The sequence below is a fragment of the Catenuloplanes sp. NPDC051500 genome (assembly GCF_044454585.1).
Taxonomy (GTDB): domain Bacteria; phylum Actinomycetota; class Actinomycetes; order Mycobacteriales; family Micromonosporaceae; genus Catenuloplanes.
The window spans coordinates 95,895-121,366 of sequence record NZ_JBITDX010000019.1; the positions used below are offsets into that span (position 1 = coordinate 95,895).

Annotated in this window: 5 protein-coding genes; 4 read left to right on the top strand and 1 reads right to left on the bottom strand. The window is 73.8% G+C overall.

Annotated features, from left to right (window positions below; genetic code table 11):
* The first annotated feature begins 115 nt into the window (after positions 1-115).
* From ACIA8K_RS31015 to ACIA8K_RS31025, 3 genes are all read left to right on the top strand, one after another.
* Complete coding sequence (locus tag ACIA8K_RS31015) at positions 116-7,474, top strand: hypothetical protein (RefSeq protein WP_396065627.1); 7,359 nt, start codon at positions 116-118, stop codon at positions 7,472-7,474.
* A gap of 139 nt (positions 7,475-7,613) precedes the next feature.
* Positions 7,614-13,124, top strand: coding sequence for a hypothetical protein (locus tag ACIA8K_RS31020; protein WP_396065629.1), 5,511 nt, complete (start codon positions 7,614-7,616; stop codon positions 13,122-13,124).
* A gap of 191 nt (positions 13,125-13,315) precedes the next feature.
* The gene (locus tag ACIA8K_RS31025; protein ID WP_396065631.1) at positions 13,316-22,969 is read left to right on the top strand and encodes a hypothetical protein; all 9,654 of its coding nucleotides are present in this window, start codon (positions 13,316-13,318) and stop codon (positions 22,967-22,969) included.
* A gap of 41 nt (positions 22,970-23,010) precedes the next feature.
* On the opposite strand, the gene ACIA8K_RS31030 is transcribed toward ACIA8K_RS31025, so the two are convergent.
* A complete protein-coding gene (locus ACIA8K_RS31030) occupies positions 23,011-23,928 on the bottom strand; it encodes a hypothetical protein (protein ID WP_396065633.1) in 918 nt (305 codons plus the stop codon).
* Positions 23,929-24,057: 129 nt separating this feature from the next.
* Between ACIA8K_RS31030 and ACIA8K_RS31035 the strand changes: the two genes are divergently transcribed.
* On the top strand, positions 24,058-24,567 hold the full coding sequence (locus ACIA8K_RS31035; RefSeq protein WP_396065635.1) for a DinB family protein: 510 nt from the start codon (positions 24,058-24,060) through the stop codon (positions 24,565-24,567).
* The last annotated feature ends 905 nt before the right edge of the window (positions 24,568-25,472 follow it).

Sequence of the window (25,472 nt, forward strand, 5' to 3'; positions counted from 1 at the left end):
GCCGGCGCGTCGGCGACTGCGGTCGATCGTCTTATCGGCCGCCCGGACAATCCGGCGCTGAACCGAAGCAGCGGGCGTCTCGTTGTGAGGTCACCGACCGTGTGTGGGAGTGATCATGGCCGTTACATCCCTGTCCGAACTGTGCCGAGACGGGCGCTTCGTTCCGGTGCCAGGTGGCGTGTACTTCCACCCCGGCACCATGGCCGACGCGGTCGACCTGCTCGCGCTGACCAGGGCGATGAGCGCGACCCGACCCGCAGCCGGCGGGGCCGTCGTGCTTCCGGACGCGGCGCTGGAACGGCCCTCGGCACTGCGGGCGGTGCGGATCGCGCTGGAGACGATGCCGTCCGGCGCGGTGCTCACCGGAATGCCCGGCAGCCCGACCGGCCTGGACACCTGGCTGGCCGCGGCGGACGTGACAGGCGCGCATGCGTACCTGGCGTACCGGCCGGGCATGCCGCTCTCCCCGCGCGTCGTCCCGGTGGACGCGGCGGACCGGGAGACCACAGGCACACCGGCTGCGGTCCGGGTCCTGCCACGCGCGGACGCCGCAGCCCGCGAGCTGCTGCACTCGGCCGCCCGGCTCGCACAAGATCAGACCCAGACACCCCTCGCACGGGTACGGGAGCTGGGCGCGTCGTCGTCGGCCGCGTACCTGATGGCGGTCGGCATGGTGCTCACCGGCTCGACCGGCGACTGGGACCCGGCCCGTCTCACCCCGCCCACGGCCGCCGAGGTCTGGACCCGCTTCGGCACCGGCACCCCGGCCACCGCAGACGTCGGGGCGGCGCTGGCAGCCGGGACCCGCGCGCTGGTCCGCGTCTCCGGCCGGCTGTTCTGGCTGATCCCGGACGGCGACTCGGTCTGGGCGGCCGGTCCGGGCGGGCTGGTGCCGGCCGGACCGGAGGAGCTGGCCCTGGCCGGTACCCGCGGCGCCGTCGTCGCACTGCATCCACCGGAGTCGAGCGACGGGGAACTGCTGCGCCGGGCGCTTGACGTGCTGCCGCCGTACGACACGGGCGTCCCGGACTGCGTGGACCGGGTGGCGTTCGTGCTCGGCCACCTCGGCACCCGCATGCGGGCCGCAGCCGACGACGGCCTGCGCCCCCGCGACCTGCTCGCCGCGCGGATGGGCGGGCGCTTCCACCCGCCGGGCGCCGCGGACCGGCTGAGCGCACTTCAGATCGGCGCGATCACACCTGTGTGGACGGTCGACAAGTCGCACATGGTGCTGGTCCACAGGTCCGGCGAGCGGAACTACACGCTTGTCGAGACGCAGGAGCCGGGGCGCAACCGATTCCAGCACTTCACGTTCGCGGACGGGAACGCGGGGCTGCCGACGGCGCTGCGCGGCCCGGTCCGCCTGGTCGGGGACGCCGGCGGCGCGCTGTTGCAGGCCGCGGTGCGTACCCGCGAGGTGTTCTCCGGGCCTGACGGCTCGGCGACCGCAGAACGGCTGATCGACGCGTTGCTCGACCCGGCCATCGGGCGCCGCGAGCCGGGACTGGTCGGCACGGAGCTGGAGACCGCGATCCGGGTCGGCGTCGGCCGGGATCGGACCAGGTACCCGGGCGCCATGCAGGGCGAGAGCCTGTCCGGCGAGACGCTTGCCACCATCCCGTCGCTCGGGCTGACGTTCAAGGTCGACGTGGCTCCCGTGGAACTGGGCCGGTCCGGCACCTGGTACATGTCGGCCGAGCAGGCGAAGGACGCCGGCGACCCGGTGGTGCGCAGCGAGTGGTGGGACGTCGTGGAGGTGGTCACCGACCCGGGCGCGGCCGTGCCCGAGGAGGTCGGCTCGGTCCACTTCGGCACGCTGCAGCTGCACCAGCTCGGCAAGGCGGCCATCCGCTGGCTGCAGCATGCCGGCCGGCATGGATTCACCGTCGGGCAGGCGTTCCAGCCGCACGCGCACGGCGACCGGCTGGCCGCGGTGTTCGACGCGTGGCACCACACACAATCGCCGGGCAGCCCGCAACGGCGGGTCGGCGACGCGCTCATCGCACCCGGCCGGACCACAGTCAGCAAAGACCGCTACATCGCCGGCGAGACGCTGCACTTTCCGGAGCACATTCATCCATCCAACATCTACCTCCAGGCCACGCCGGACTCCGGACCGGCCGGGCTGCCCACATTGCTTGACCTGATCCAGCTCGACCAGGCCGGCACCGACTCGCAGGGCGAGCCGCTCGCCTTTCTTCAACGGTCCGCGGCGGGCGTCGCCCAGCTGATCGCCACACGGTTCCTGGAGGACCGGGCCGGGCGGCCGCTCACCGACGCCCAGCTCGGCTGGCTGCTGCGCAGCGAGGAGACGAACATGATGCGCGGCGCGATCACCACCGTGCTGACGCATGTGTTCGCCAAGCCGTACGCGGCGATGACCGAGACCGGGCCGAAGAACGGGCTGCTGAGCCTCAGCCGGCACCATCTCAACAACTACAACCTGTTGATGAGCGTGGCCACCGGCCTGTGGACGCGGGACCACGCCCTCCAGATCATCGATTGGATCGAGGAGGCGCTGTCGGACGAGATGGCAACGCTCACCTCGCCCGGCGACTCGTTGCTCGACGAACAGTGGGACAGCAGCAACGGGGATGGGCCGTGGAGCGGCCGGGAGGTGCTCCTGGCTTTCTTCACCAACTCCGGCCTGGACTACTCGCACCACCGGCTCATCGACCGGACCCGCACATTCGAGCCGCATCGCGGGCCGGGCGAGATGGGCTGGCAGTACGCCCACGAGATCCGCAGCGTGCAGAACCTGGTCGACCCGGTCGCCACCGGTGACGCCATGATGCGGCTCGACGACACGGACACCGCACTGCGCTGGGTGACCTGGGCCGCCGAGCGCGCCCTCCGGGCCGCGAAGGCTGCCCGCCGATGGAATTCCGAGGTCGGGGGCCTGAACCGGGCGATCGCCGCGATCGCCACGACCGAGATCCCGCCGGAACCGCCCCGGGAGCTGTGGCGGCGGGACGCCACGGACGTCGTGGTGGAGGTCGGCCGGGCCGCGTGGCGCACGGGAACCACCCCGGCCGAGCGCCTGGACGAGCTGATGCAGATCGTGGAATGGCTTGCGGAACACGCCGAGCGGGTGATCGGCACCGGACGGGCCACGAATGCCGCGCTGGCACGCAGTTCCTGGGATTCCGCCCGGTACGCGGTGGAGGTCGCGACGACTGTGGTGGCGGCCCGCGACGTGCGATGGGCGCACAGCCAGCTCGACTACACCGAGGTGGCGATCGCTCGCGCGAGCGAACGGCTTGCCGCGCTGGCCCCGGACGAAAACCTGTTCCCGCCGGGCCGACTCCAGCCCGACGCCGTGCCGCTGCGCCAGATGCTCGACGATCTGGACGACGTGTTCCCGGTAGGCGATCCGGACTGCGTGGAGCGGGTCACCGCCGGGCTGCGCCTGTTACGCGGCACGCCGGTGCAGGCCACCGTGGACGGCGCGCTCGGCTGGGATGAGTTGTCCGGTCTGGTGGGCGGCTGGTTCGGCCCACCCGGCGGCATCTCACGGCTGCGTGACCTGGCGGTCGGCGCGCTCACTCCCGTCTGGGCGGTGCCTCGGCAGCTGCCGGCCGGGGCCGGTGACCTCAGCACGCCCGAACGCCACCCGCACATGGTGCTCGTCTACCGCCGCGACGCGCACCGCTTCCGGCTGATCGAGACGCAGGCCCGCGCGTCCGGCCGGCCCCGGTTCGAGGACTTCACCGTCGGCGGCGGGCGACTCCCGGAGGTGCTGCGCGGCACGGTACGGCTGGTCGGCGACGCGGACCTGGCGCTGCGGCAGCTGTCGGTACGCACCGGCGTGGTGTCCGCGGCCACACCCGGCTCGGCCGCGCCGGAGCGGACCGCCGGCGCGCTTACCGACCCGGCCACCGGTGCGCGCGCACCGGGGCTGGTCGGCGAGGAGCTGGAGACGATGATCCGGATCGGCGCGCCGCGGCTGCCCGATCCGAAGACCGGCATCATCCCCCGCGGCGACCTGTCAAGCGCGACGCTCGGCACCGTCTGGTCGCTTGGGCTGGAGATCAAGGCGGACGAGACCGAGGTCGCGCTCGGCAGGTCGGGGCGCTGGTACCCGACCGAGCAGCACCTGGCCGAGGCCGGCGACACCCTGGCCCGCATCGAGGGCTGGGACATCGTCGAGGTGGTCACCGAGCCCGGCGCGGCGCTCGACGAGGAACTGGCCGGGGTCCGGCTGACCGCGGCGCAGCAGCACCGTTCCATGAAGGCGGCCACCCGGTGGCTGGAGCACGCGGGCCGCCACGGGCTCACCGTCCGGCAGGCGCTCGATCCCCGGGCCGCGGACCGGACGCGGCTGCTCGACGACTGGGCCGCGACACGGCACGGGGACCGGGAGCGGGCGGACGCGCGGGCGTTACGGGCCGCGCTGCTCCAGCCGGGCAACGTGCGGATCGGTGGCCTGACCGCCGGGAAACGACTCCACTTCCCGGAGAACGTGCACCCGGCTTCGTACTTCTACCAGGCGACGCCGGACTTCGAGCTTGCCGGTCTGCCCACCATGCTGGAGATGACGCAGCTGGACCAAGCCGGCACCCGATCGCTTCCCGAGGACGTCGCGCTGCTGCAGATCGAGGCGCTCGGCCTGGGCGGCCGGGTCGCTGAGGAGTTCCTGCAGTCGCTTGCCGAACGCCCGCTGCGGGACGACGAGATCACCTGGCTGCTGCGGTCCGAGGAGGCGACCGCGCTGCGGGGCACCGTCGCCACCGGCGTCACCCAGGCGCTCGCGATGTCGTTCGCGCGGAAGGGCAGGTTCAACCCGAAGAACGGCGCGCTGCTGCTCAGCCGCGCGGACCTGATCGAGTACGCCCGGCTGCCGGGACTTGCCGCGAGCTGGATGACCGAGCACGCCGACCGGATCCTCACCCGGGTCCAGGACGAGCTGGCGGACCGGCTGAAGGTCCTGCGGCACCGGGGCGTGCACCCGCTCGACCGGGTGGAGGCAAGCGCCGACGGCCAGCCGGACTACACCGCGCGGGCGCGGCTGCGCTCGCTGTTCTCCGCGGACCGCCACGCCCGGCTGACCCAGCCACGGATCTACGGCGGGATGAAGGCGGTGGCCTCGCACACCGGCCCGCCCGGCGTCGGCCGGCAGTACCCGCTTGAGCTGCGGCACGTGCAAAACATGCGGGACCCGGCACCTGGCGGCGACAACCGGATGACGCTTGACGACACCGACACCGCGTTCGACTGGGTGCTCCACCTGTCGGACGAGGCACACGGCGACGCACAGCGGGCCCGCGAGTGGAACGCACGGCAGGGCGGGCTCCTCGAGGCGATCGCGCGGCTTGAGGACGGCGAGGCCCCGCCGGAGCCGGAGCCGCGGCCGGAGCTGACCCGCCGGGACGCGGACCAGGTGGCCCGCCAGGTCGGCGACGCGCGCTGGCGGGTCGACGATCCGGCGGTACGGCTTGCGGAGTTGCAGTGGGTGGTCACGGCCGCCGGCCCGGTGGTGCTGGAGGTGTCGGCCGGCACGGAGACCGCGGTCCGGGCCGTCTACGCGTCGTGGCTGTCGTTCCGCCGGGCGGTCAAGAACGCGGCCGCGATAACCGGGCTCCGCGACGCCCGGACCGCGCACCTGGCGCTCGACTTCGCTGAGGTGGCGCTGGACCGGCTGGCCGAGCGGGCCGAGGCGGTGGCGCCGCAACAGAAGGCATTCTTCGCGCGCCTGCTGCCGTCCGACCGGTTCAAAATCAAGAACGCGCTTGATCAGGCGGAGCCGTGGGACGGCACGCCTGACTGCGTGGACCGGGTCGGCGCGGTGCTGCGCACCATCGGCGCACCGATGCGGTCCGCGGAGACCGACGGCCTGCGCGGCCGGGACGCGCTCGCCGCACGGCTCGGCGGCTGGTTCACGCCGCCGGCCGGCCGGGACCGGCTCGATGAGCTGCGCGTCGGCGCGATCACACCGGTCTGGGTGCAGCCCCTGATGGCCGAGGACGGCACCGCGGCGGAACAGTCCGTGCGGGCGCACCTGGTGCTCGTCTACCGGCACGACGACCAGCAGTTCACGCTCGTGGAGACGCAGTTCACGGACGCGGCGCGGTTCGAGGACTTCACCATCGACGAGCCGCCCGACGTGCTTATCGGCACGCTGCGCCTGGTCACCGACGCGGACGGTGGGCTGCGCCAGGTGGTCGTCGCCACCGAGGAGCCGATCGCCGGGCCGCCCGGCCGCGCCGCGCCCTCGGTCATCGGCCGCACCGAGGACGCGCTGCTGGACCCGCGGCGTGCCCGCCGTGAACCCGGCCGGGTGGCAGTTGACACCCGCCCGGCCACGCCGCAGCCCGCCGGAACCGGCAAGCCGCCGGCGCCGGTAGCGGTACCGGTTCTGGGGCTCGGCCGCTGGGACGACGCCACGATGGCGCGGATCCGCGAGCTCGCCCCGCAGGCGGGTCGCCCGGTGATCGCCGTCGACCTGTCGGGCACGCCGGCGGCGGTCACCGCCGTGGCCGGCGAGCTTGGCGAAGCGCTGCGCTGGTACGCCCGGATCGGCCCGCTGCCGCTTGTGGTGGCGTCGGAGGCGACCGCGCACGGCCGGCGGGAGTTCGAGGAGGTGCGCGCGCGGTGGCGCCCACCAGCGCTGACGCCGGAGCCGGCCGGGTTCGACCGGGTGTGGCGGCTGCGCGACGGCGACGGCGCCTCGGTCACGCTCGAGCCCACGATGACCGCCGCCGCGTTCCGGGCCGCCGCCGTGCTGTCGGGGTCTCCGGCGCGCACGCTCCCGGCGCCGCTGATCGGCTGGCTGTCGGCCTACGATCCTGGCCCCGCCGAGGCGTACCAGCGCGGGAATGTCGCTCTTCTGCACGTCGACGCGGTGAGCGATGTGCTGCGTGGGCTCGCCGAGGCGGACCCGGACGACGTGCGCCTGGCCGTGTTCCGGACCGCGCTTGAGGTGGGGCGGCGGGCCGGTGGGCTTTCCGGGGTTCGGCCGCGCCCGTCCGTGACCTCTACGCTCGCCGTCGAACCCGCCTACGATCCGGCCGAGCGCGGCCCGGTCCCGGTCTCGTTCGTCTACGACTACCTGGCCGTGCGCGGCGGCCGCAAGGAGCGGTTCGCCTGGGACGGGCTGCTGTTCCAGCTGCTGCTGGCCGGCGAGCTCGACGACCGGCAGGCGCTGGCGCTGGTACGCGCCACCGCGGTCACCGCCGCCGACCTGGCGAACCTCGCGGTCGTCGAGGTGTTCCTGGCGCTCCGCGACCTGCCCGCGCATCTGATGGACGAGGACCCGATGACGCATCCGGAGGTCAGGCCGATCCTGGAACGGATCGGCCGGCTGACCCGCGGCGCGGGCGGCTCCTACGCCGACTGCGTCGATCCGGTGGACCGGATCGCCTGGATCGGCCGCCTCGACGCCTACCGCGCGGTCCTTGACGCGGTGGCGACCGGGGAGTCCGGCAAGCGGGCGGAACTGATCCGCGTTGCCGCCGATCTCCTCTCGCACTGCTGAGTTGTCACCGGGCATCACGTTGGACGGGCAGCACATCCGTTGAACCGACTGCTGCGGTGTCCCGTTATCAGGGCACCCCGCACGAGGAGTGACCTTGCCCACGTTAGCCCTGCCTGACATCTGCCGCGACGGACGTTTCGTGCCGATCCCGGGAGGGGCGTACTTCCATCCGGGCAGGATTGACGAACCGGTCGACCTGCTGGCGCTGACCAGGGCGATGAGTGCGGCACGACCGGCGGACGGCGGCACCATCGTGGTGCCGGAGGCCGCGTTGCGCCGCCCCGGCGCACTGCAGGCGGTGCGGATCGCGCTCGACGAGATGCCGGCCGGCGTGGTGCTCGCCGGTCCGGACGGCGGCCTCGTCGGCACTGACGACTGGCTGGCCGCGACGCAGGCCACCGGCGCGCAGGCGTACCTGCCGTACGTACCCGGCACGGTGTTCTCATCGCGCGTGGTGCCGGTGGACGCGGCCGGCCGGGAGACCTCCGGCCCGCCGGCCGGAATGCGGATCCTGCCGCCCGCACACGCGGACGCGCGCGACCTGCTGCGCACGGCCGCGGACCTGGCCCGGGACCTGACACGGCCGCCGGCCGACCGGATCAGCGAACTGACCGCGTCCCGTTCGCCCGCCTACCTGCTGGCCGTCGGCATGATCCTGACCGGGCGCCCGGACGCCTGGGACCGCGGGCGGGTGACACCACCGACGCTCGACGAGGTCTGGCGCGCATTTGAAGCAGGTGGCGCGGTCGACCTGCCCGGCCGGCCCGCGCTGGTGCGCACGCCCGGCACGCCCGGCTTCACCAGCGAACGGCTGACCTGGCTGTTCACCGGCGAGGACGGGACGCCGCGCACGGTGTCCGCGGACGGGATCGCGCCGGCGGACGAACCGTTCCTGGCCAGGATGCGGGCGCCGGGCACCCTTGTCACCCGGTTCGGGCCGCCACCGGCCGCGGACGTGCCGGACCACCCACCGGCGTTGACCGCAGTGATGGACACGCTGGCGCGCTGGGACGGCGACCCGGACTGCGTGGACCGGGTCGCGCACGTGATCGGCGGGCTCGGCGGCCTGGCCTACGCGCCCGGCACCGACGGCCTGCGCCCGCGCGAGGTGCTTGCCGCGCGGATGGGCGGCTTCTTCGGCCCGGCCGGCGGGCCCGGGCTGCTCGGCGGCCTGAGCGCCGGCGCGGTCACGCCGGTCTGGGTGCAGCCGGTCCCGATCCCGGACGGCCTGTTGCGGCCCGGCAGGGTCGCGCACATGGTGCTCGTCCACAGTCACGGCGACGGGCGGTTCACGCTTCTGGAGACGCAGGCCGACGGCGTGGCCAGGTTCCGGCCGTTCACGCTGCGCGACCGGGTGCTTCCGGACGCGCTGACCGGCACGCTCCGGCTCGTGCAGGACGGTGCGGGGCGGCTGCGGCAGACCGAGGTGACCGGGCGGCGTACCGTCTCCGCCCCGGAACCGGCTCCCCGGGACCGCGGAGCGCTCGCACTCACCGATCCGGCCACCGGGCGGCCCGACCCGGAGGGCGTGGGCGAGGAGATCGAGCCGATGGTCCGGATCGGCCGGGCACGCCTGCTGGACCAGAAGCCGCCGGCGCCGGCGTTCAGCAACTCGTTCGAGAACCTGACGTTCGTCGAGCTGCCAAGCGTCGGCCTGTTGCTCAAGGGCGACACGAAGGTCGCCGTACTGGGCCGGTCCGGCCGCTGGTACGGCAGCCGGATGCAGGCCGAGAGGGCTGAGGGCCGCTACCGGCGGGCCGAGGAGTGGCGGATCATCGAGGTCGTCACACACGTCGGCGCCGCGCTGCCCGACGATCCGGACCACTACCCTCCCGCGACCACGCTGCACACCCGCGCCAAGGTGATGGTCCGCTGGCTGCAGCACATGGGCCGCTACGGGCACACGCTCCAGAGCGCGCTCAGCCTGACACCGGAGATGGTGACGCACTTCGGGCAGTGGGCACACAGTCTCTCCCGCCACGAACAGGCGGCCGCCTGGGAGATCCGCGACGCGCTCATCGAGGTCGAGCCGGCGGACCTGCCGAAGGCCGCACGCGAACAGACGCTGTTCCATCCGGAGCACACCGCACCCGTCAACCTCTACCACTCGACAGTGGACGTGTCGCTGGCCGGCATCCCGGCGCTGCACGCGCTGCGGCGTCAATGGGTCGGCAGGCGGGACAAGTTCTACGACGAGATCGTCCGGGTCGACCAGGTGGTCGCCGATCACGCCATGAGCGTCGCCCGGACGTTCCTCCGGCAACTCGTCGACGGGCCGCTCGACGAGCACGACGTCACCGAGCTGATGCGCAGCGCCGAGGCCCACGAGCTGCGCGGCGTCCTGCAGGTGGTGCTCACCCACCTGATGACGAAGGCGTACGCCAGCCGGCTGAAGCATGTCGGGCTGCACAAGAACGGCATGCTCGCGCTGAGCCGGTACAACCTGGACGACATCAGCGACTACCTGCCCGGCGACGTCAAAGACTTCCTCACCCGGAACTTCGACACGCTGGTCCGTGACCTGGACCGGGCGCTCGCGCGGCGGCTGCCCGGCCTGGCCGGACGCGGAGAGCGGTGGACCGGGAAACGCATGCCGCTGACCTTCAGCACGGCCCGCGCTCCCCGCTACAAGCACGTGCTGCGCGGCGCGCTGCTCGGTGACCCGGACCGGCTGACCTCGCTCGCGGAGATCGTCGGCGGCATGACCCTGCTTGACGACACGGGTCTGGTCCCCGGGCAGCCGAAACGCATTCCGTTCGAGCTGCGCCTGCACCTGCCGGCCCGGAACGCGCACGACCCGGCCGAGGGCATGACCACGCTGGAGGGCACGGACGCGTACCTGGAGCACTCGCTGTACGTCTCCCGGACCGCGGAGCAGGTCGCGGACGAGGCCCGCGCGTGGACCGCGGCGAACGGTGCGGCCCGGGACGTGGCGGCCCGGCTCAGCGCCGCGCACGGCGTGCTGACGCCCTGGCAGGGCAAGGTCTACTACGACCCGAGCGGCGCGCTGTGGGAGAAACGGAACGGCGTCTGGGACCATCCGGTGCAGCTGGTGGGCGAGGTCGGCACGTCCGGGCGGCTGGACGGTGCGCGGGCGATCGTGCAGCACGAGTCCGGGCAGCGGCGCGGCTCCCGCCGGCCGGTGCTGGCACTGCTGTCCCGCAGTCGATGGGCCCGGTGGCGGCGCGGGGAGGAGCTGGAACGCACCTCGACGTACCTGGTGGTGGCCCGGCCGTACGGCCACCTGGTCCGGGTCCCGGTGCAGCGCGACGGCCGGACGACCGAGGCGTGGCTTACCGCGGAGCAGCTCGCGGCGCTGCTCTACGCACAGAACATCGGCACCCGGTTCGCGATGCGGGCGATCGACGGCGAGTTCGGGCCTGGTTTCGTCAACCGGGTCAGCGCGGAGTACTCGGTGCTGTACTCCGCCGACCGGATGCGGAACCTGCGCGTCTACCGCGTTGCCGGCATCCGCTACGACGCGGCCCCGCCCGCACCTGCAGCGGTGCTCGCGCCCGGCAAGGACGGCCTGCTCGGCACGCTCGACCCCGCACTGCGCGCGATCAAAATCGCCGATCCGTCGGTACGCCGGCTGGTCAGCGGTACGGCGGACGCCGCGACCGCATGGTCCCTCGCGACCGCCGGGCTGACCGGCCTGCGGGCGGACTTCGCCGGGCTCACCGAGCCGGAGCTGCGCGCACGGTTCCGCGACCTCGCGCTTGCCGCCGACAAGGCGATGGAGCTGGTCGGCGAGCTGGTCCCGGACCGCGACCACCCGGTGGCCGGCCTGCTGCTGCGGCTAGACGCGCTGCTCGGCACGCGCCGGTTCCCGGGCGGCGAATGGCCGGCGACGGCAGCGCCCGCGCTCACCGCGGCGGAGCGGCGGGTACGCGCCGCCACGGACGTGCTGTCCACACCGGACATCGGGCGGATGCTGCTACTGCTCGGGCGGACGGTACGCGCGAGCGACGCGGACGGGTTGCGCGGGCCCGACGCGGTCGCGGCGCGGCTGGGCGGCTGGTTCGGGGCGGCGGGCGGCGCCGGGCGGCTGGCCGGACTGCCGGTGGGCAGCGTGACACCGATCCGGGACGGCGATCGCCTGCTGCTGGCGCAGCGGGCCACCCACACGCGCTTCGTGGTGATCGATCCGGCCGCGGAGGGCGACGCGCGATTCACGACGGTGCCGCTGTCAGCGCTGATCGAGGGGGACTCGACGCGGCTGCCGGAGTCGCTGCGGGGCCCGGTGCGGCTGGTCACGGACGCGGACGGCGCGCTGCGGCACGTCACTGTGGAGACCCGGCGTGCCGGTGCGGCAGCACCGGAGTCGGCCACGCTCACCGCGGCTGACCGGCTGGCCACGGAGACGGCCACAGACCGGCGGCAGACCGTCCGGACAGCGCCGCCGTCATCGGTGAACCAGCCGGATGCCGCAGACGGAACGCCGGTACTCCCACTCCAGGACGCCGATCCGGAGCGCGGCGTAGACGAGCCGCCGGCGCGCGTTCCCGGCGGACCGCCGGTGCGGGTGGTGGGTGAGTTCAGGGCCGGCGCCGGTGTGCTCGACCGCGTCCGGGCCCATGGCCATCTGGCCGGGCGCCCCGTGATCGCGGTCGGACTGGCCGGCGCGCCCCCAGCGGTGGAGACCGTGATCGGCCGGCTCGACGCGGTGCTCCGCCGCTATGCGCGGGCCGGGCTGACGCCGTTGGTGGTGGCCCCCGAGACGACCGCGACCGGCCGACAGCGGCTCGACGAGACCCGCGCGCACCGGCCGATGTTCTCCCTCACCCGGGAGGCCTCCGGTTTCGAGGCGGCCGTGTGGCGGCTCCGCGCCGCGGACGGCACACCTGTCACCCAGGCCGCCGCGCTTGACGCGGCGCTCTTCGAGGCGGTCGCGAAGCTGCCCGGCTCGACGTCCCCGTTGCCCGGCCCGCTCACCGGCTGGCTGCTGGCCGAGGGACCGGCCGAGGCCGAGGCGCTCCATCGCGCGCACGCGGCGGCCCTGCACGGCCCGGCGACGGAGACCGTACTGGCGGGCCTGGCCGAGGCGGACCCGGGTGATGTGGAGCTGGCCGCGTACCGTGTCGCACTCGATCTGGCCCGGCGGTCCGGCGGTCTGCCGGATCCGGGCGTGGCCCGGCTGCGGCCGTCCGCGACCTCGATCCTGGCGGCCGAGCCCGCATATCGGCAGGCCGACGGCGCACCTGTCACTGCGGTCTACGACTACCTGGCCCTGACCGGCGGCAGGCGGGACAGATATGCGTGGGACGGGCTGCTGTTCCAGCTGGTGCTGGCCGGGGAACTCACAGGCGGCCAGATGCTGGCGCTGATGCGCGCGACCGCGGTCACCGCGCCGGACCTGGCGAACATCGCGGTCGTCGAGGTGTTCCTGGCGCTGCGCGATCTGCCCGGGTCGCTGCTCGGCGAGGACCCGATGACGCATCCGGAGATCGTGCGGATCCTGGAGCGGATCGGCCGGGTGACGCGGGGCGCGGCGGGCTCGTACGCGGACTGTGTGGACCCGGTCGACCGCACAGCCTGGATCGGCCGCTTCGACGACCTAGCCGCGCACTGGCGGTCCACCGGCGACCCGGCCGACGCCCGGCGCGCCGCCCTCCTCCGGCTCGCCACCGACCTGCTGGCGAGCTGCTGAGCCGCGGGCCCGGCCGCCATCCCGCCGCCGGCCGTCGCGAGCGGCCGTTCGGGTGCCGGGCAGGCGTCACCCCGCGGCGAGGTTCCCGCCGGCCCGAGCTGGTAACCCGGACCGGCGCGTCGCCACCGATCTGCTCCCGTGCCGCTGGAGTGGTGAGATAGGGGAGTTCCCGACTGGTCTGGAGTGCGACGGTGCCCACTCAATCGATGCTCGACATCATCTGCCGCGACGGCATGTTCCTGCCGGTGCCCGGCGGGGTGTACTTCCACCCCGGGCAGACACGCGCGAGCGTCGACCTGATGGCGCTGATGCGGGCGATGGGCGCGCCCCGCCCGGCCACCGGCGGCGCGATCTTCGTACCCGGCGCCGCATTGTCGAGCGGTTCGGCGATGCAGGCGCTGGGCCGCACGCTGAGCACACTCGACCGTCCGCACGACGTGGTGATCGCGCCGGTGCCGGGCGACCCGCTCGACCCGCGGATCTGGCTTGACGCGGCGGAGACGGCCGGCGCTCAGGCGTACCTCCCGCCGCTGCCCGGCACCGGGCCCTCGGCGCGACTCGTCCCGGTCGGCCCGGACGACCGGGAGACCGCAGGCACGCCGATCGCGGTGCGGATCCTGCCTCCCGGCGACGCCACCGCCCGTGACCTGCTGCGCACCGCCGCCCGCCTCGCGGACGATCACACCCGGACACCCCTTGCGCGGGTACGGGAGCTGGGCGCGTCGACGTCGGCCGCGTACCCGCTGGCGGTCGGCATGGTGCTTGAGGGCGCGGCCGGCGACTGGGACCCGGGGCGCCTCACCCCGCCCACAGCCGACGAGGTCTGGAACCGGTTCGGCGGCGGCGTGCCCGTGCCGGACGGCGACCTGACCGGCGCGTTGCTTGCCACGCCCGGCTCGCGCGCACTCGTCCGCACGTCCGGGCTCGGCGGGGATCGGCTGACCTGGCTGATCCCGGACGGCGGAACTGTCTGGGCCACCGGCCCGGACCTCGCGCCGGTCAACCCGCGGCTGCTGGCCCAGGCCGGCGCCGTCGCGTTCCACCCCGCGATCGCCCCGGGGCCGGCCGCGCCCGCCCTGCCGGAGTTCCTGATCTCCGACCTGACGGTCGTGCCCTCGATCACCGTCACCGAGCCCGGCAACGACGGCCCGAGACCTGTCGGTCTGGTGCGGACCTTGATGGATCGCGGCGCGTCAAGCGACGGCCTGATCGGCGTGGACTACTTCGGCGCCGTCCGGCCGGCCAGGACGCCGTCGTACGCGCGCAACCCCGGAACGGTGCCGACCACCGCGCTGCGCGACTACTTCGACCGGCTTGACCGGGCTCGGAACGCCGGTGCTCCCGCGCTCGCCGATCTGGGGCTCGCCGATCTGGCAGAGAGCGATGACGGCGTCTGGCGGAACGCGGCCGGCCAGGAGATGCCGCTGCACATACCGAACGTCTGGTTCGGCGAGCTGGACCCGGCCGATGAGTCGGTCGGAAAGTTCCTGGACGGCGTGGCGAACCAGACCCGTGCGATGAGTCCGCACGGGTTCGTCAGCACGCTCTGGGTGAACCGGCAGCCGAGCCCGGCGGCGCTGAGCTGGGCGCGCGACAACGGCGTCCGTCTCATCCGGGCGCAGGACGTCTACCACGAGGGCAATCCACTCGATCCAGAGGTGACACTTGGCCTGGCCGCGCATACGCCGGAGGGGGCCGCGACCTCGGTGGACGTCTTCCGCTGGCGGCTCGTCCACGACTTCGGCGGCCTCTATCTGGACGGCGACGCGCGGATCCCGGACCCGGCCGCGACCGTGGCGGAGCTGCGCCGTCGTTTCGACGAGAACGGGTGGGCGCTGCAGGAGAGCCCGCCGGGCGAGGACGGTGCCCGCGCGTTCAACAACGCTGCCATCATGAGCGCACGTCACCACCCGGCGCCGGGGTTCTTCCGGCAACGGATCAAGGACAACTACCGGCGCCCGCAGCGTGAGCTGATGAGCAGCCTCTGGGACGGCTTCGCCGGCGCGGACGGCGGCCGGGAGCTCGCCGGGTCACCTGAGGTGGACGTGTGGCGACGGCCCACGTTGTGGCTGGCGAACCCGGAGTTCTCCGGGCCGGAGGACGCCGACCTACCACCCGCTTTGTTGGCGCCGGACGGCAATCTGCCCGGCCTGCTCAGCATCGCGTACGGCCTGGACGGCACCTGGATCAGCCGGGACCCGCTGACGCCACGTCGCACCTGGGCCGACGCGGCCCGCGACGAGATCCTGCGCGATCTGGCGGCGCGGCTGGTGTGGGCGCTCGGATTCCGCGACGGCGATCTGCACCTGACCGAGGTGGCATCGGTCGTCGCCGGCCTGCGCGATCCGGCGAGCGCCTGGCGCGAGCTGCTGGAGCCGTTCCTCACCGAGCCGGCGCTGCGCGACCGGATCCGTACCGTCACCGACCGGACGATGATCGGCGATGCCAACGGCGAGGTCCGGGTCGGTGTGGTCCCGCTGCCCGCTGACCTGCGCGTGGCGCTCGGCCTGGGACCCGAGCCGGACCGGGGACAACCTGCCGGTGGCTGGCGGCTCGGCGAGCTGATGCGCCCGGCCCAGCTCGCGGAGACGCCGGTGCTGCGCTGGACCGGCGTGCAGGGCCCCGGCTCGGTCCGCGACGCGACGGAGGTTACTGCCGGCCACACCACACCGGCCCTGGCACGCGCGGCAGCCGGCCTCGTGCTGCTCACGGCCGCGCTCGACGCCCGGCTCGGCCCACTGTTCGCGGACGGCCGGAACCCCGCCGTAGCCGCGATCTGGAGCCGGTTCCGAGACGCGGCAAGGGCCCGCATCACGCACGCACCGGACATCTGGCTGCGCAACCTGGCCGGGCAGTACCACTCGACCCGCGAGCGCATCTACGACCAACTCCGGCTCGACCCCGGTAACGTGCTGCTGCCACCGGCGGTGACGGTTATGTCCCGCCTGTTCGGCGACGGCCCGCAGGTCCCGGACCCGGACGATCCCGCGCAGGCGGTGGCGCTGTCCACAGTGGCGCCGTGGATGTCCGGCGTGCTGCTGCGGGACGCGTTGAGCGGGCTGCCGCCCTGGGACGCGCAGGCGCCTGACTGCGTCGACCGGGTGATGTCCGTGCTCAGCGACCTGGAGATCCCGCTTGCGGGCTCGGCCACCGGCGGCCTCCTGGGCAGGGACGCGCTCGCCGAACGGCTGGGCGGCCGGTTCCTGGCGCCCGTCGACGCGCTCCGCCTCGATGCGCTGCGGATCGGCGCGATCACGCCGGTGTGGGCGATCCACCGCACCGATCCGGCGCACATGGTGCTGGTGCACCGGCTGGACAAGACGCGCTTCACGCTCGTCGAGACGCAGGAGACCGGCGACGACCGGCTCCAGCCGTTCACGCTCGCAGATCGGGGCGGGCTGCCCAGGCCGCTGACCGGCATGATCCGGCTGCTCGGTGACGCGGACGAGGCGCTGACCCAGGTGGACCTGCGCACCCGCGCGACAGTGGCCGGCCGGCCCGGCTCGGCGGCGCCGGCGTCGGACCGCACCGTGGAGGCGCTCGTCGATCGCGGTGTCGGCCGGAGCGAGCCGGGTATGGCCGGTGGGAGCGCACAGCAGCCGGGCGTGGTCTTCGAGGACGACAGCGCGGAGGACCTCTACCAGCTCGCGCGACGCCTCGGCGAGGTCGGGACCAGATTCCAGCAGACGTTCACCTCCCGCGCACAGCGGCACCGGGAACTCGCGGTAAGCCTGATACGCCGGGTGGTGCGGGTGGAGAACCTCGTCCACCGCGACCTCGTCGATCCGCAGGCCGGGCTCTACCGCACCCGTCTCAACAGCGTGGAGATCACGGTCCGGGCGGAGGTGAACGCGCAAGGCGATCCGGTACGCGTCCTGAAGCCGCTGCCGCTCGACACGTACCTGCACGACGAAGGCCTCGACTGGCTCGCGACGGACCTGATGAGCACGGGCTGGCGGGTGACGCACGATACCTCCGATGAGATCCGGGCCGGCACCCGGCAGATCCGGACGGACACGCTGAGGCCGGCCAGGCGCACCGAGCGCACGTTCCGAGAGGCGTACGCGGCGCAGCTCGGCCTGGAACGTCGCGACGACCATCTCATCTACCAGGTCGCCCGCCCGCATCTGCACGAACAGGCGCGGCAGCTTGTGGCGCGGCACGACCGGGACCTGCGCGGCCCGGACCCGGCGCGCCGCCGGCGGGCGTGGAGCGTGGTGGCCGACACGCTTGCCGACGAGGCGGGCATCCCGCGTTTCACCCGGGTCGTCCTGGACGACTCGGGCGCCCCGGCGGCCGGCTTCGACCTCCGCACCTGGTCCCTGACGCTTGACGGACGTCACAGCGTCGACCAGCTGATGACCGCCCTGCTCCGCGGGCTCCTGCACAACGAGCGGTCCTCGGTGGCGATCCGGGACATGCTTGTGGCGAACGCTCTGACCGGTCAGGCGCAGAACGTCCCGGCCGCCGTGCTGGACCTGCTGTCGCGGTACCCGCACGTGCCGGACACGGCCAGGGTGGCGGCCCATGAGTGGACGGCCGGATCCGACGGCGCGCGGCAGGGCAGGCGGAGCCTCGACGAGCTTGGCCGGCACCTGATGTCGCCGCGGTGGGCCGCCCCGGGCAGCCGGCTGCACCGACGCCTCCTCCGGGAGAGTTCCACCTGGCGGCGACTGACCTCAGAACTCGGCCTGCGATACGCGCGTATGCCGCGCCTGGTCTCGGATCTGGCGGTGGAGCGCGGCTTCCAGACGGCCGGCTCCGTCCTCGACTGGAGCGGTGTCGCGCCGCCCGTGCCGGACGGTTTCGCCGCGCACCCGCTTGCGGAGGCCGGGTTCCTGCTCCACGACGTCGACTACGCGCCGGTCGCGATCACGCGGCGGCCCCCGGCGACCGGGCCGCTTGTGGTCATCCAGCACCACGCGCTCGCGGACATCGGCCACACGCTGCGTGCGCTGCGGTCGACGCTGCCCGTGGGCGCGGTGGTGGAGCTGCTTCCCAGCGCCCGGCTGCAACCGGAGACCCTGATCGGCCTGGCCGCCGACCTCGGCCCGGACCACATGCTCACCATCGGAAAGGATCTGGTCGAACTTCCCTGGGGGTACGACGAGATCCGTCACTTCGCGTCGTACGGCGTCAACCATCGGCCCGCGCTCGGCCCGTTCGCCTCGTACTACCGGGTCGGCGCCGCCCCCTTCGACCCTAACGTCGTACCCACCGCACCTGCCGACGTCAAGACCGGGCAGTACACGCTCGGCGACGGCGTCCGAGCTGCCATGATCAACGGACGCCTGTGGCTCGGTGAGGCCGGTACGGTCCCGGTCATCCAGCCCGGCGACCCGCAGGTGGTGGTCGGCACGCCGGTGGCAGGCACGCCATGGCACGTCTGGCAGATCGCGGTCGACCGGGTCGCCCTCTGGTCGGCCGCTGCCGGTAAGCCGTTCGAGCTGGAGAAGGTGCGGGTCCACCGGCCGCAGCCGCAGCCGGCCACGCTTCCGGACGTCTCGGAGGGCGTGGTCCTCGGGGCGTCCGAGCAGGACCAGCAGCTGTTCCGGTGGATGTTCGGCGGTCCCGAGTCCGTCGACCCGGCGCGCCTGCGGATCGTCGGCCGCACCGGTGTGATCACCGCGTACCACCTGGTCGACAGGTTGGCCGACATCGCCGGTGTGCCCCCGGGGGAGACGGATCAGCGACGGATCACGTGGCCCATCTCCCAGACGACGCAGCTGATCACCGGCGGCGACGACATGGACTCGCTGCGCCGCGTGCTTGCGCTGTCGTACGTCGCGGCCAGGACCGGCGGCGTCGGCGCGATCGACTTCGACCGGCTCGCGACGCTTCACCTCGAGCTGTCCGCGCGGCGGTGGGACGAGCTGATAGGCAACGCCCCGGCGCCGGCCGTCACATCGGAACCCCGCGACACCCTCAGCCCGGCCCACGTGGACAGCCTCACCCAGCTCGGCCTCGGCTGGCTTGCGGACGATCTGCGCAGCGCCGGCTGGCGGCCACCGCCCGGGACCGTCGACGAGCGCGCGGTCCTCGCCGTCCGGGACGGCATGCTCGGCCTGGACCGCCGGCACGACAGTCAGCAGTACCGGGTGGGCGACCCCGGCCTGCACCAACGCGCGCGGGACCGGGCGGCCGCAGACAATCACCGGCTGTCCGGCGTGGACCCCGGGGCGGCCCAGGAGGCCTGGACCGCGCTTGCCGGCGAGCTGGCCCATGCGGCAGGCCTTCCGCTGCTGGAGCCGGTGCTGCTTGGCGCGAACGGCGGGTTCGACAGCGGGTCCTGGACTGTCACCCTGGACCCGAACGACGGTGTCGACGGCATGCTCGACACGCTGCTGCGCGGACTGTTGCAGGCCGAGCAGCACATCGTCCGCGGCTGGGACCGCCTGCGGCACGGCGAGATAGAGGCTGCGGACGTCGCCGAGCAGAACATCCCGCGGGTACAGGCCGTCATCCTGCGCCACCCGGACGTCGACGACGCCCGGACGCAGCTGCTCCGCCAGGCGTGGAGTCCGGAGAGCCGCAATCGGGCCCGGGAACTCCGGCAGGCCGGCCGGAGCCTCGACGGGCTGCGGCCGGCGCCCGTGCCGTCCGGGGCCGGTGAGCGGGTCCGTCACCGGCTGGCGGCCGCGCACGACGCCTGGCGGTCGGAACGGGCCCGGCTCGACGTCCTCGCGCAGCTCGGCCCGCGCACCGCGGCAGAGCTGTGGGTGACACGCTCGCTGCGCACCGCCGGCTCCGCCCGGGACTGGAGCGGCGCCAGCCTGGTGGCGCCGCTCGGCTTCCGGGTCACCGGGCTGGGGAACGCCGGCCTCCACGTCCATCGCGACGGCGCCCGCTCCTCGATCGAGCGGCGTCCGGCGGAGAGCGGGCCGCTCGTGGTCATCGACGTCCGGCCCGGCATGGACCTGCGCCCGCTCTCCCGGTCGCTTGACGGACTCCCCCCGGGGACGCTCGTCGAACTCAACCCGGACACCCGGCTGACGGCGGGCCAGGCGGTCGAGCTGGCCCGCGAGCTCGGCACCGCACACGTGGTCACGATCCGCAAGGAGCGGGTGGCGCCCCCGGACGCGGACCTGGCCGGTCACTTCGCCTCCTACGGCCGCAACCACAGGCCCGCGCTCGGCCCGTTCGCCGCCTACCACCGGGTCGGCGCGGCGCCGTTCGATCCGGCGGACGAGCTGACCACGCCGCGGGACGGCGCCTACCGGCTCGGTGCCGGGACGATCGCGTACCAGGTCGGGAAGCACCTGTGGATCGGCGAGCAGGGAGCCGAGCCGGTGATCGCGCCGGGCGACCCGGAGGTGGTGGTCGGCTCGCCGGGCCGGACCACCCCGTGGATCGTCTGGCAGACCGCGCTGAGCCGGATCGCCGAGTTCTCGGCCGCGGCGGGCCTCGCGCTGCGTACCCGCCGGATCCGGGTGCACGAGCCGGAGCTGGCACCGGACCCGGTGCCGGAGGTGGCGGACGGCGTGATCCACCGGATCAGCGGCGCGGACCGGTGGCTGTTCGAGACGCTGTTCGGCACGGACACCGACCCGGGACAGCTCGCGATGCCGGGACCGGGCGGGCAGGTGACCGCGTACCTCCTGGCCGACACGCTGCTCGACCTGGCCGGTGTGCCGCTGTCGGTCGTGGACGGGGCGACGATCACCGCGGCCGTGGACGCGCTTGCGCTCCGGGTCACCGGCGGGGAGGGGGTCGGCGCACGGCTCACGCTGCTGACGCTTGCCGCCGACGCCGCACGGGACGGCGGCCTCGAGGGGCTCACGACGATGTGGGCCCCGGCCGCCCTGCAGACCCCGGTGGTCACAGGGCCCACGGACGTTCCGGGCCCGGATGTCCAGGAGCGGCTGTTCGCGTGGATGTCCGGCACTCCGGACCTCGACACGGTCGAGGAGACGGCACCGGGGCGGGAGTTCACCGCGAGCCACCTGATGGATGCGCTTGCCGTCGCCGCGGGCGTGCCGTCGGGCACCACGGACGAAGCCACAGTCCAGGCGGCGCTGAGCGCGCTTACCGAACGGGTGGCCGGCAGCCGCGGACCCCGGGCGCACGCGCGGGTACTGGCCGTGGCCTACCTCGCCGCGCTCGCGGACGGCCCCACCGCGGTCACCGAGGACCGGCTGCGCGCGCTGTACACACCACTGGCGGCGGCCCGTCCGGAGGACCTCTTCCTCATCGGCGGTCGCGAATGGGCGGCCGCGCAGCTCGACCAGCGCTCGGCCGGGGACACGCTCGTCCCCCCGGACCAGGCGGAGCTCGGGCAGTGGCTGCTGCAGTCGTACGGCATCGTCCCGCCCGGCCAGCTGACGGCCGGCCTCGCCGATCTGCGGATCTACCGGGCGGAGGTGGACGTACCGATCACACCGGCGGAGGCGCTCGCCCGCCCCGGCCTGCCGTCCGTCCTGGACGACGCGCGTTTCGCGATGCGGATGGCCCAGCCCGGCGTGGACGAGCTCACCCGGGCGGACGAACCGGTACGCCAGGCCTGGGCATCTGTGGCGGCGGCGCTTGATGAGCTGGGCACACTCCCCGAGCAGGACGGGTGGGCGCGGCTCGGCGGCCTGGGCGCCGGCGACGTGATCCGCCAGGTCGCCCGGCTGGTGCCGGACGGCGGGCACCCGGTGGCCCGGCCGCTGCTGGCGCTTGACGCGGTGCTGCGTACCGGGGTGTTCCCGGACAACGAATGGCCCGCGCCGATGCCGGTGCTGAAGCTCGGCACGTGGACCGCGCAGCCGCCGGCGATCCTCCGGTCCGTCGACGCGTACGCCACGCACGCCGGCCGCCCGGTGATCGCCGTCGACCTGTCAGGTGCGCCGGAGGTGGTGACGCCCGTGATCGCAGCTCTGCGGGACGCGATCGGCTGGTACCGGCGGATCGGGCCGGCGCCGTTGGTGATCGGGTCCCGGGCCACCGCGTTCGGGGCGGCGCGCTTCGAGGAGGTACGCACGGAGCAGCGACCGGTCGCGCTGACGATCGAGACGGCCGGGTTCGAGGACGTCTGGCGGCTGCGCGACACGGACGGCCGCACCGTGGGTGACCTGGAGAAGTCGCTCACCCCGGCCGTGCTGCGTGCGGCCGCGGCGCTGTCCCCAGCGCCGGGCACGATGCCTGTGGCGCTGGCCGAGTGGCTGCGGGCCCGGGATCCGCAACCTGCCGAGGCGTACCACCGCAGGAACCGGGAACGGTTGCACGACCCACGGGTGGCCGAGGCGCTGACCCGGCTGGCCGCGTCCGCACCTGACGACGCCCGGCTGGCCGCGTTCCGGACCGCGCTCGAGGTGGCGATGCGCGCCGGCCTCGTCGGCGACGCGCGGCCGCGGCCTGTGGTGTCCGGCCCGCTCGGCGTGGAGCCCGCCTGGACCGCCGAACGCGGTCCGGTGCCTGTCACGTTCGTCTACGACTACGTGAGCGTGGGCGGGAGCCGGGCGGAGCGGTACAAGTGGGACGGCCTGCTGGTCCAGCTGCTGCTCGCCGGGGAACTCACCGGCGAGCAGGCGCTGTCGCTGGCCCGGGCCACGGCCGTGACCAGCTCGGATCTGGCGAACGTGGCGGTGCTCGAGGCGCTTGCCGAACTCCGTGACCTCCCGGCGGACCGGCTGGACGGCGACCCGTACACGACCCCGCACCTGCTGGCGATCGTGAACAAGGTCGGCAAGGTCTCCCGCGGCGACCACGGCTCCTATGCGGACTGCCTCGACCCGATCGACCGGACCGCCTGGGTCGGGCGGCTCGACGGCTACCGCGCGGGCCTGCTCGCGGCCGGCGACGAGGCCTCGGCCCTGCGCGCCCGGCTGATCGAGGTCGTCACCTACGTGCTGTCCAACTGCTGAGCGGGCCGGGTGCGGCGATCTGCCGCGCCCGGCCGGCGACGCTACTGCCAGGCGCGGAGCGTGTGCAGCGCCCGCAGCGTGATGCCGGGGCGGGCCTCCATCGCGGTGTTCGGCGCCCACTGCACGTAGGTGATCGGCCAGCCGCCGTCGTCGGCCTGCTGTGCGGCGAGGAAGTCCAGGCTGCGGGCCAGTTCGCCGTCAGTGAACCAGCGCGCGGCGAGGCTGTCCGGCGTGCGCGCGTAGTCGTGGGCGTAGTGCCACTCGCCAGGTGCGTACCCGTCCTGGATCGTCGCGTCCGCTTCCGGCCGGGCCGGGTCGGTGGCGACCAGGCCCTGCTCGCGGACCAGCCGGCCGAGCCGCTCCGCCTCCTTGGCAGCGCGGTCCCGGTCCGGCGCGTGGTCGAGGAAGTCGAGCGCCGCGTGCACCTCGTAGGGGTGGGTCCGTTCGACAGCCTCGATCGCCCGCCAGCAGAACGCGACGGCGCCGTCCCGCCACGGGTGGGTGATGCCGTGCGCGAGCAGCGGCCCGGTGATCTGGCCGGTGGCGAGCAGATCGGACGGGACGTCCGCACCGGCCGCCGGGACGGGCAGGAACGGCGGGTGCGGGTGGCCGGCGAGCGTGGGAAGCACGGACGGCACGCCACCGTCCGGTCCGGACACCCGCGCCAGCCAGTCGCAGAGCGCGCCGCCGGTCTCCTGGTCCAGTCGCCCGATCCCGGCGAGGATGTGAAGCGCGGACGGCACCGCGAGCGGCTGGCTTGCGGGCCCGCGCACGTCCGGTTCCAGGCCGAACGCGAAACCGCCGTCCGGGGCGCGATAGGCCGCGAGCGCCGCCCGTACACCGTCCGCGTCCCCGCCTTCGAAGTGGTGGGCGAAGAGACGCTGCTCCAGCACCCGTCCGGTGAGCCGGACGAACCGGCCGGCCCGGGCGATCATCTCCGCGTCGAGTCGTGGTGTCATGCCCTCGACGGTAGAGCCCGCGTCCGCGTGTCGCGCTCACCCCAGCGGGACGGCCGGCTCCGCGGTGGCGGGCGCAGCGCGCGGATCATCCGCCCACCGGCAGCCGTCCGCTGGGTACTGTTCCTCTCCATGCGAGTGGATGACGTTTTTCTGGACGCCTTCGGGCGCCTGCCGGAGCTGGTCGAGGGCGCGATCGACGGCCTGACCGCAGAGCAGCTGCGCTGGGCCCCCGCCGACGGCGCGAACACGATCGGGTGGCTGACCTGGCACCTGACCCGGATCTACGACTACCTGGCCGACTCGATGGACGCGCAGCCCCTCTGGGTCACCGGCGACTTCGCCGGCGCGTTCGGCCTCACCCCCGACCCGGACAATCTGGGCTACGGCCACACCGCCGCCGACATCGGCACGGTCCGCCCCCGGGACACGAAGGCCGTGCTCGACTACTTCACCGCCGTCCACGAGCGGAACCTCGGCTGGATCCGCGGCCTCACCGACTCCGACCTGGACCGCATCGTCGACACCGGCTGGGACCCGCCGGTCACGCTCGGCGTCCGCCTGGTCAGCATCCTCAACGACTGCACCCAGCACGTCGGCCAGGCCGCCTACCTCCACGGCCTGATCACCCGCGCCTCCTGACGCCCGCCGCGTGCGGGCCACGACCATGACATTCGATTTACCCACTCTGTGGGTGGTCGCGGCCCGCACGCTCCCGCGGGCTCCCGTCTCGCCGTGGCCGGGCAGAAACCCACCCGCCCCTTAACCTGTAAGCACAGCGGAACCGGCTCCGGAGCGACGTGCGGAGCCCGGCGCTCCGGTTTTGCCCGCGGGAGCGACTCTGTTGCCCATTCGCGTGCAGCGTTCTGGGGCTGACGATCGAAAGGGCTGACATCGAGGCCAGGAGCCTGACGGGCCGTTCCGGCTGGTCGGCGGTCTCGCGGCCCGCGGGGGCCGCAGGGTCATCGTCTAAGCGGCTGCGGTCTAAGCGGCTGCGGTCTGGGCGGTCGCAAGGGCTGGCACCGAGAGAGCGGGCGTGACCTGGGAGAGCCGGTTGAGCTTGCCCTGGGTGGTCGCAAGGGCTAGCACCGAAGCCGCAGGGGTGACGGAAAGGCCAGTCGACCTCGGCCTGGGCGGTCGCAAGGGCCAGCACCGAAGCCGCAGGGGTGACGGAAAGGCCAGTCGACCTCGGCCTGGGCGGTCGCAAGGGCCAGCACCGAAGCCGCGGGGCTGGCGGAAAGGCCAGTCGACCTCGGCCTGGGCGGTCGCAAGGGCTAGCACCGAAGCCGTGAGCTGCCGAAGGGCCAGTCGATCTTGGCTCTCGCGTCTCGTCGCGCCAGGTCCACGGCAGGTCTGGCGCTCCGCGCCGAGATGGGTTCGTTGTGTGGGATCTCGCGTCCATCTGACGGGATGCAAGATCCTTGCGGCTCTGGTGGCCCTTATCGCGCTCGAATAAGGGCCACCAGAGCCGCAAGGATCTTGACGTGGGCCATCCTGACCCTTCGGCGTCAGGATGAACGCACAAGGCGGCGCTCATATACCGAAAT

Excerpts from the sequence above, each read along its gene's own strand:
- ACIA8K_RS31015 (WP_396065627.1), top strand. The coding sequence starts at position 116 with ATGGCCGTTACATCCCTGTCCGAACTGTGCCGAGACGGGCGCTTCGTT.
- ACIA8K_RS31035 (WP_396065635.1), top strand. The coding sequence starts at position 24,058 with ATGCGAGTGGATGACGTTTTTCTGGACGCCTTCGGGCGCCTGCCGGAG.
- ACIA8K_RS31030 (WP_396065633.1), bottom strand. The coding sequence starts at position 23,928 with ATGACACCACGACTCGACGCGGAGATGATCGCCCGGGCCGGCCGGTTC.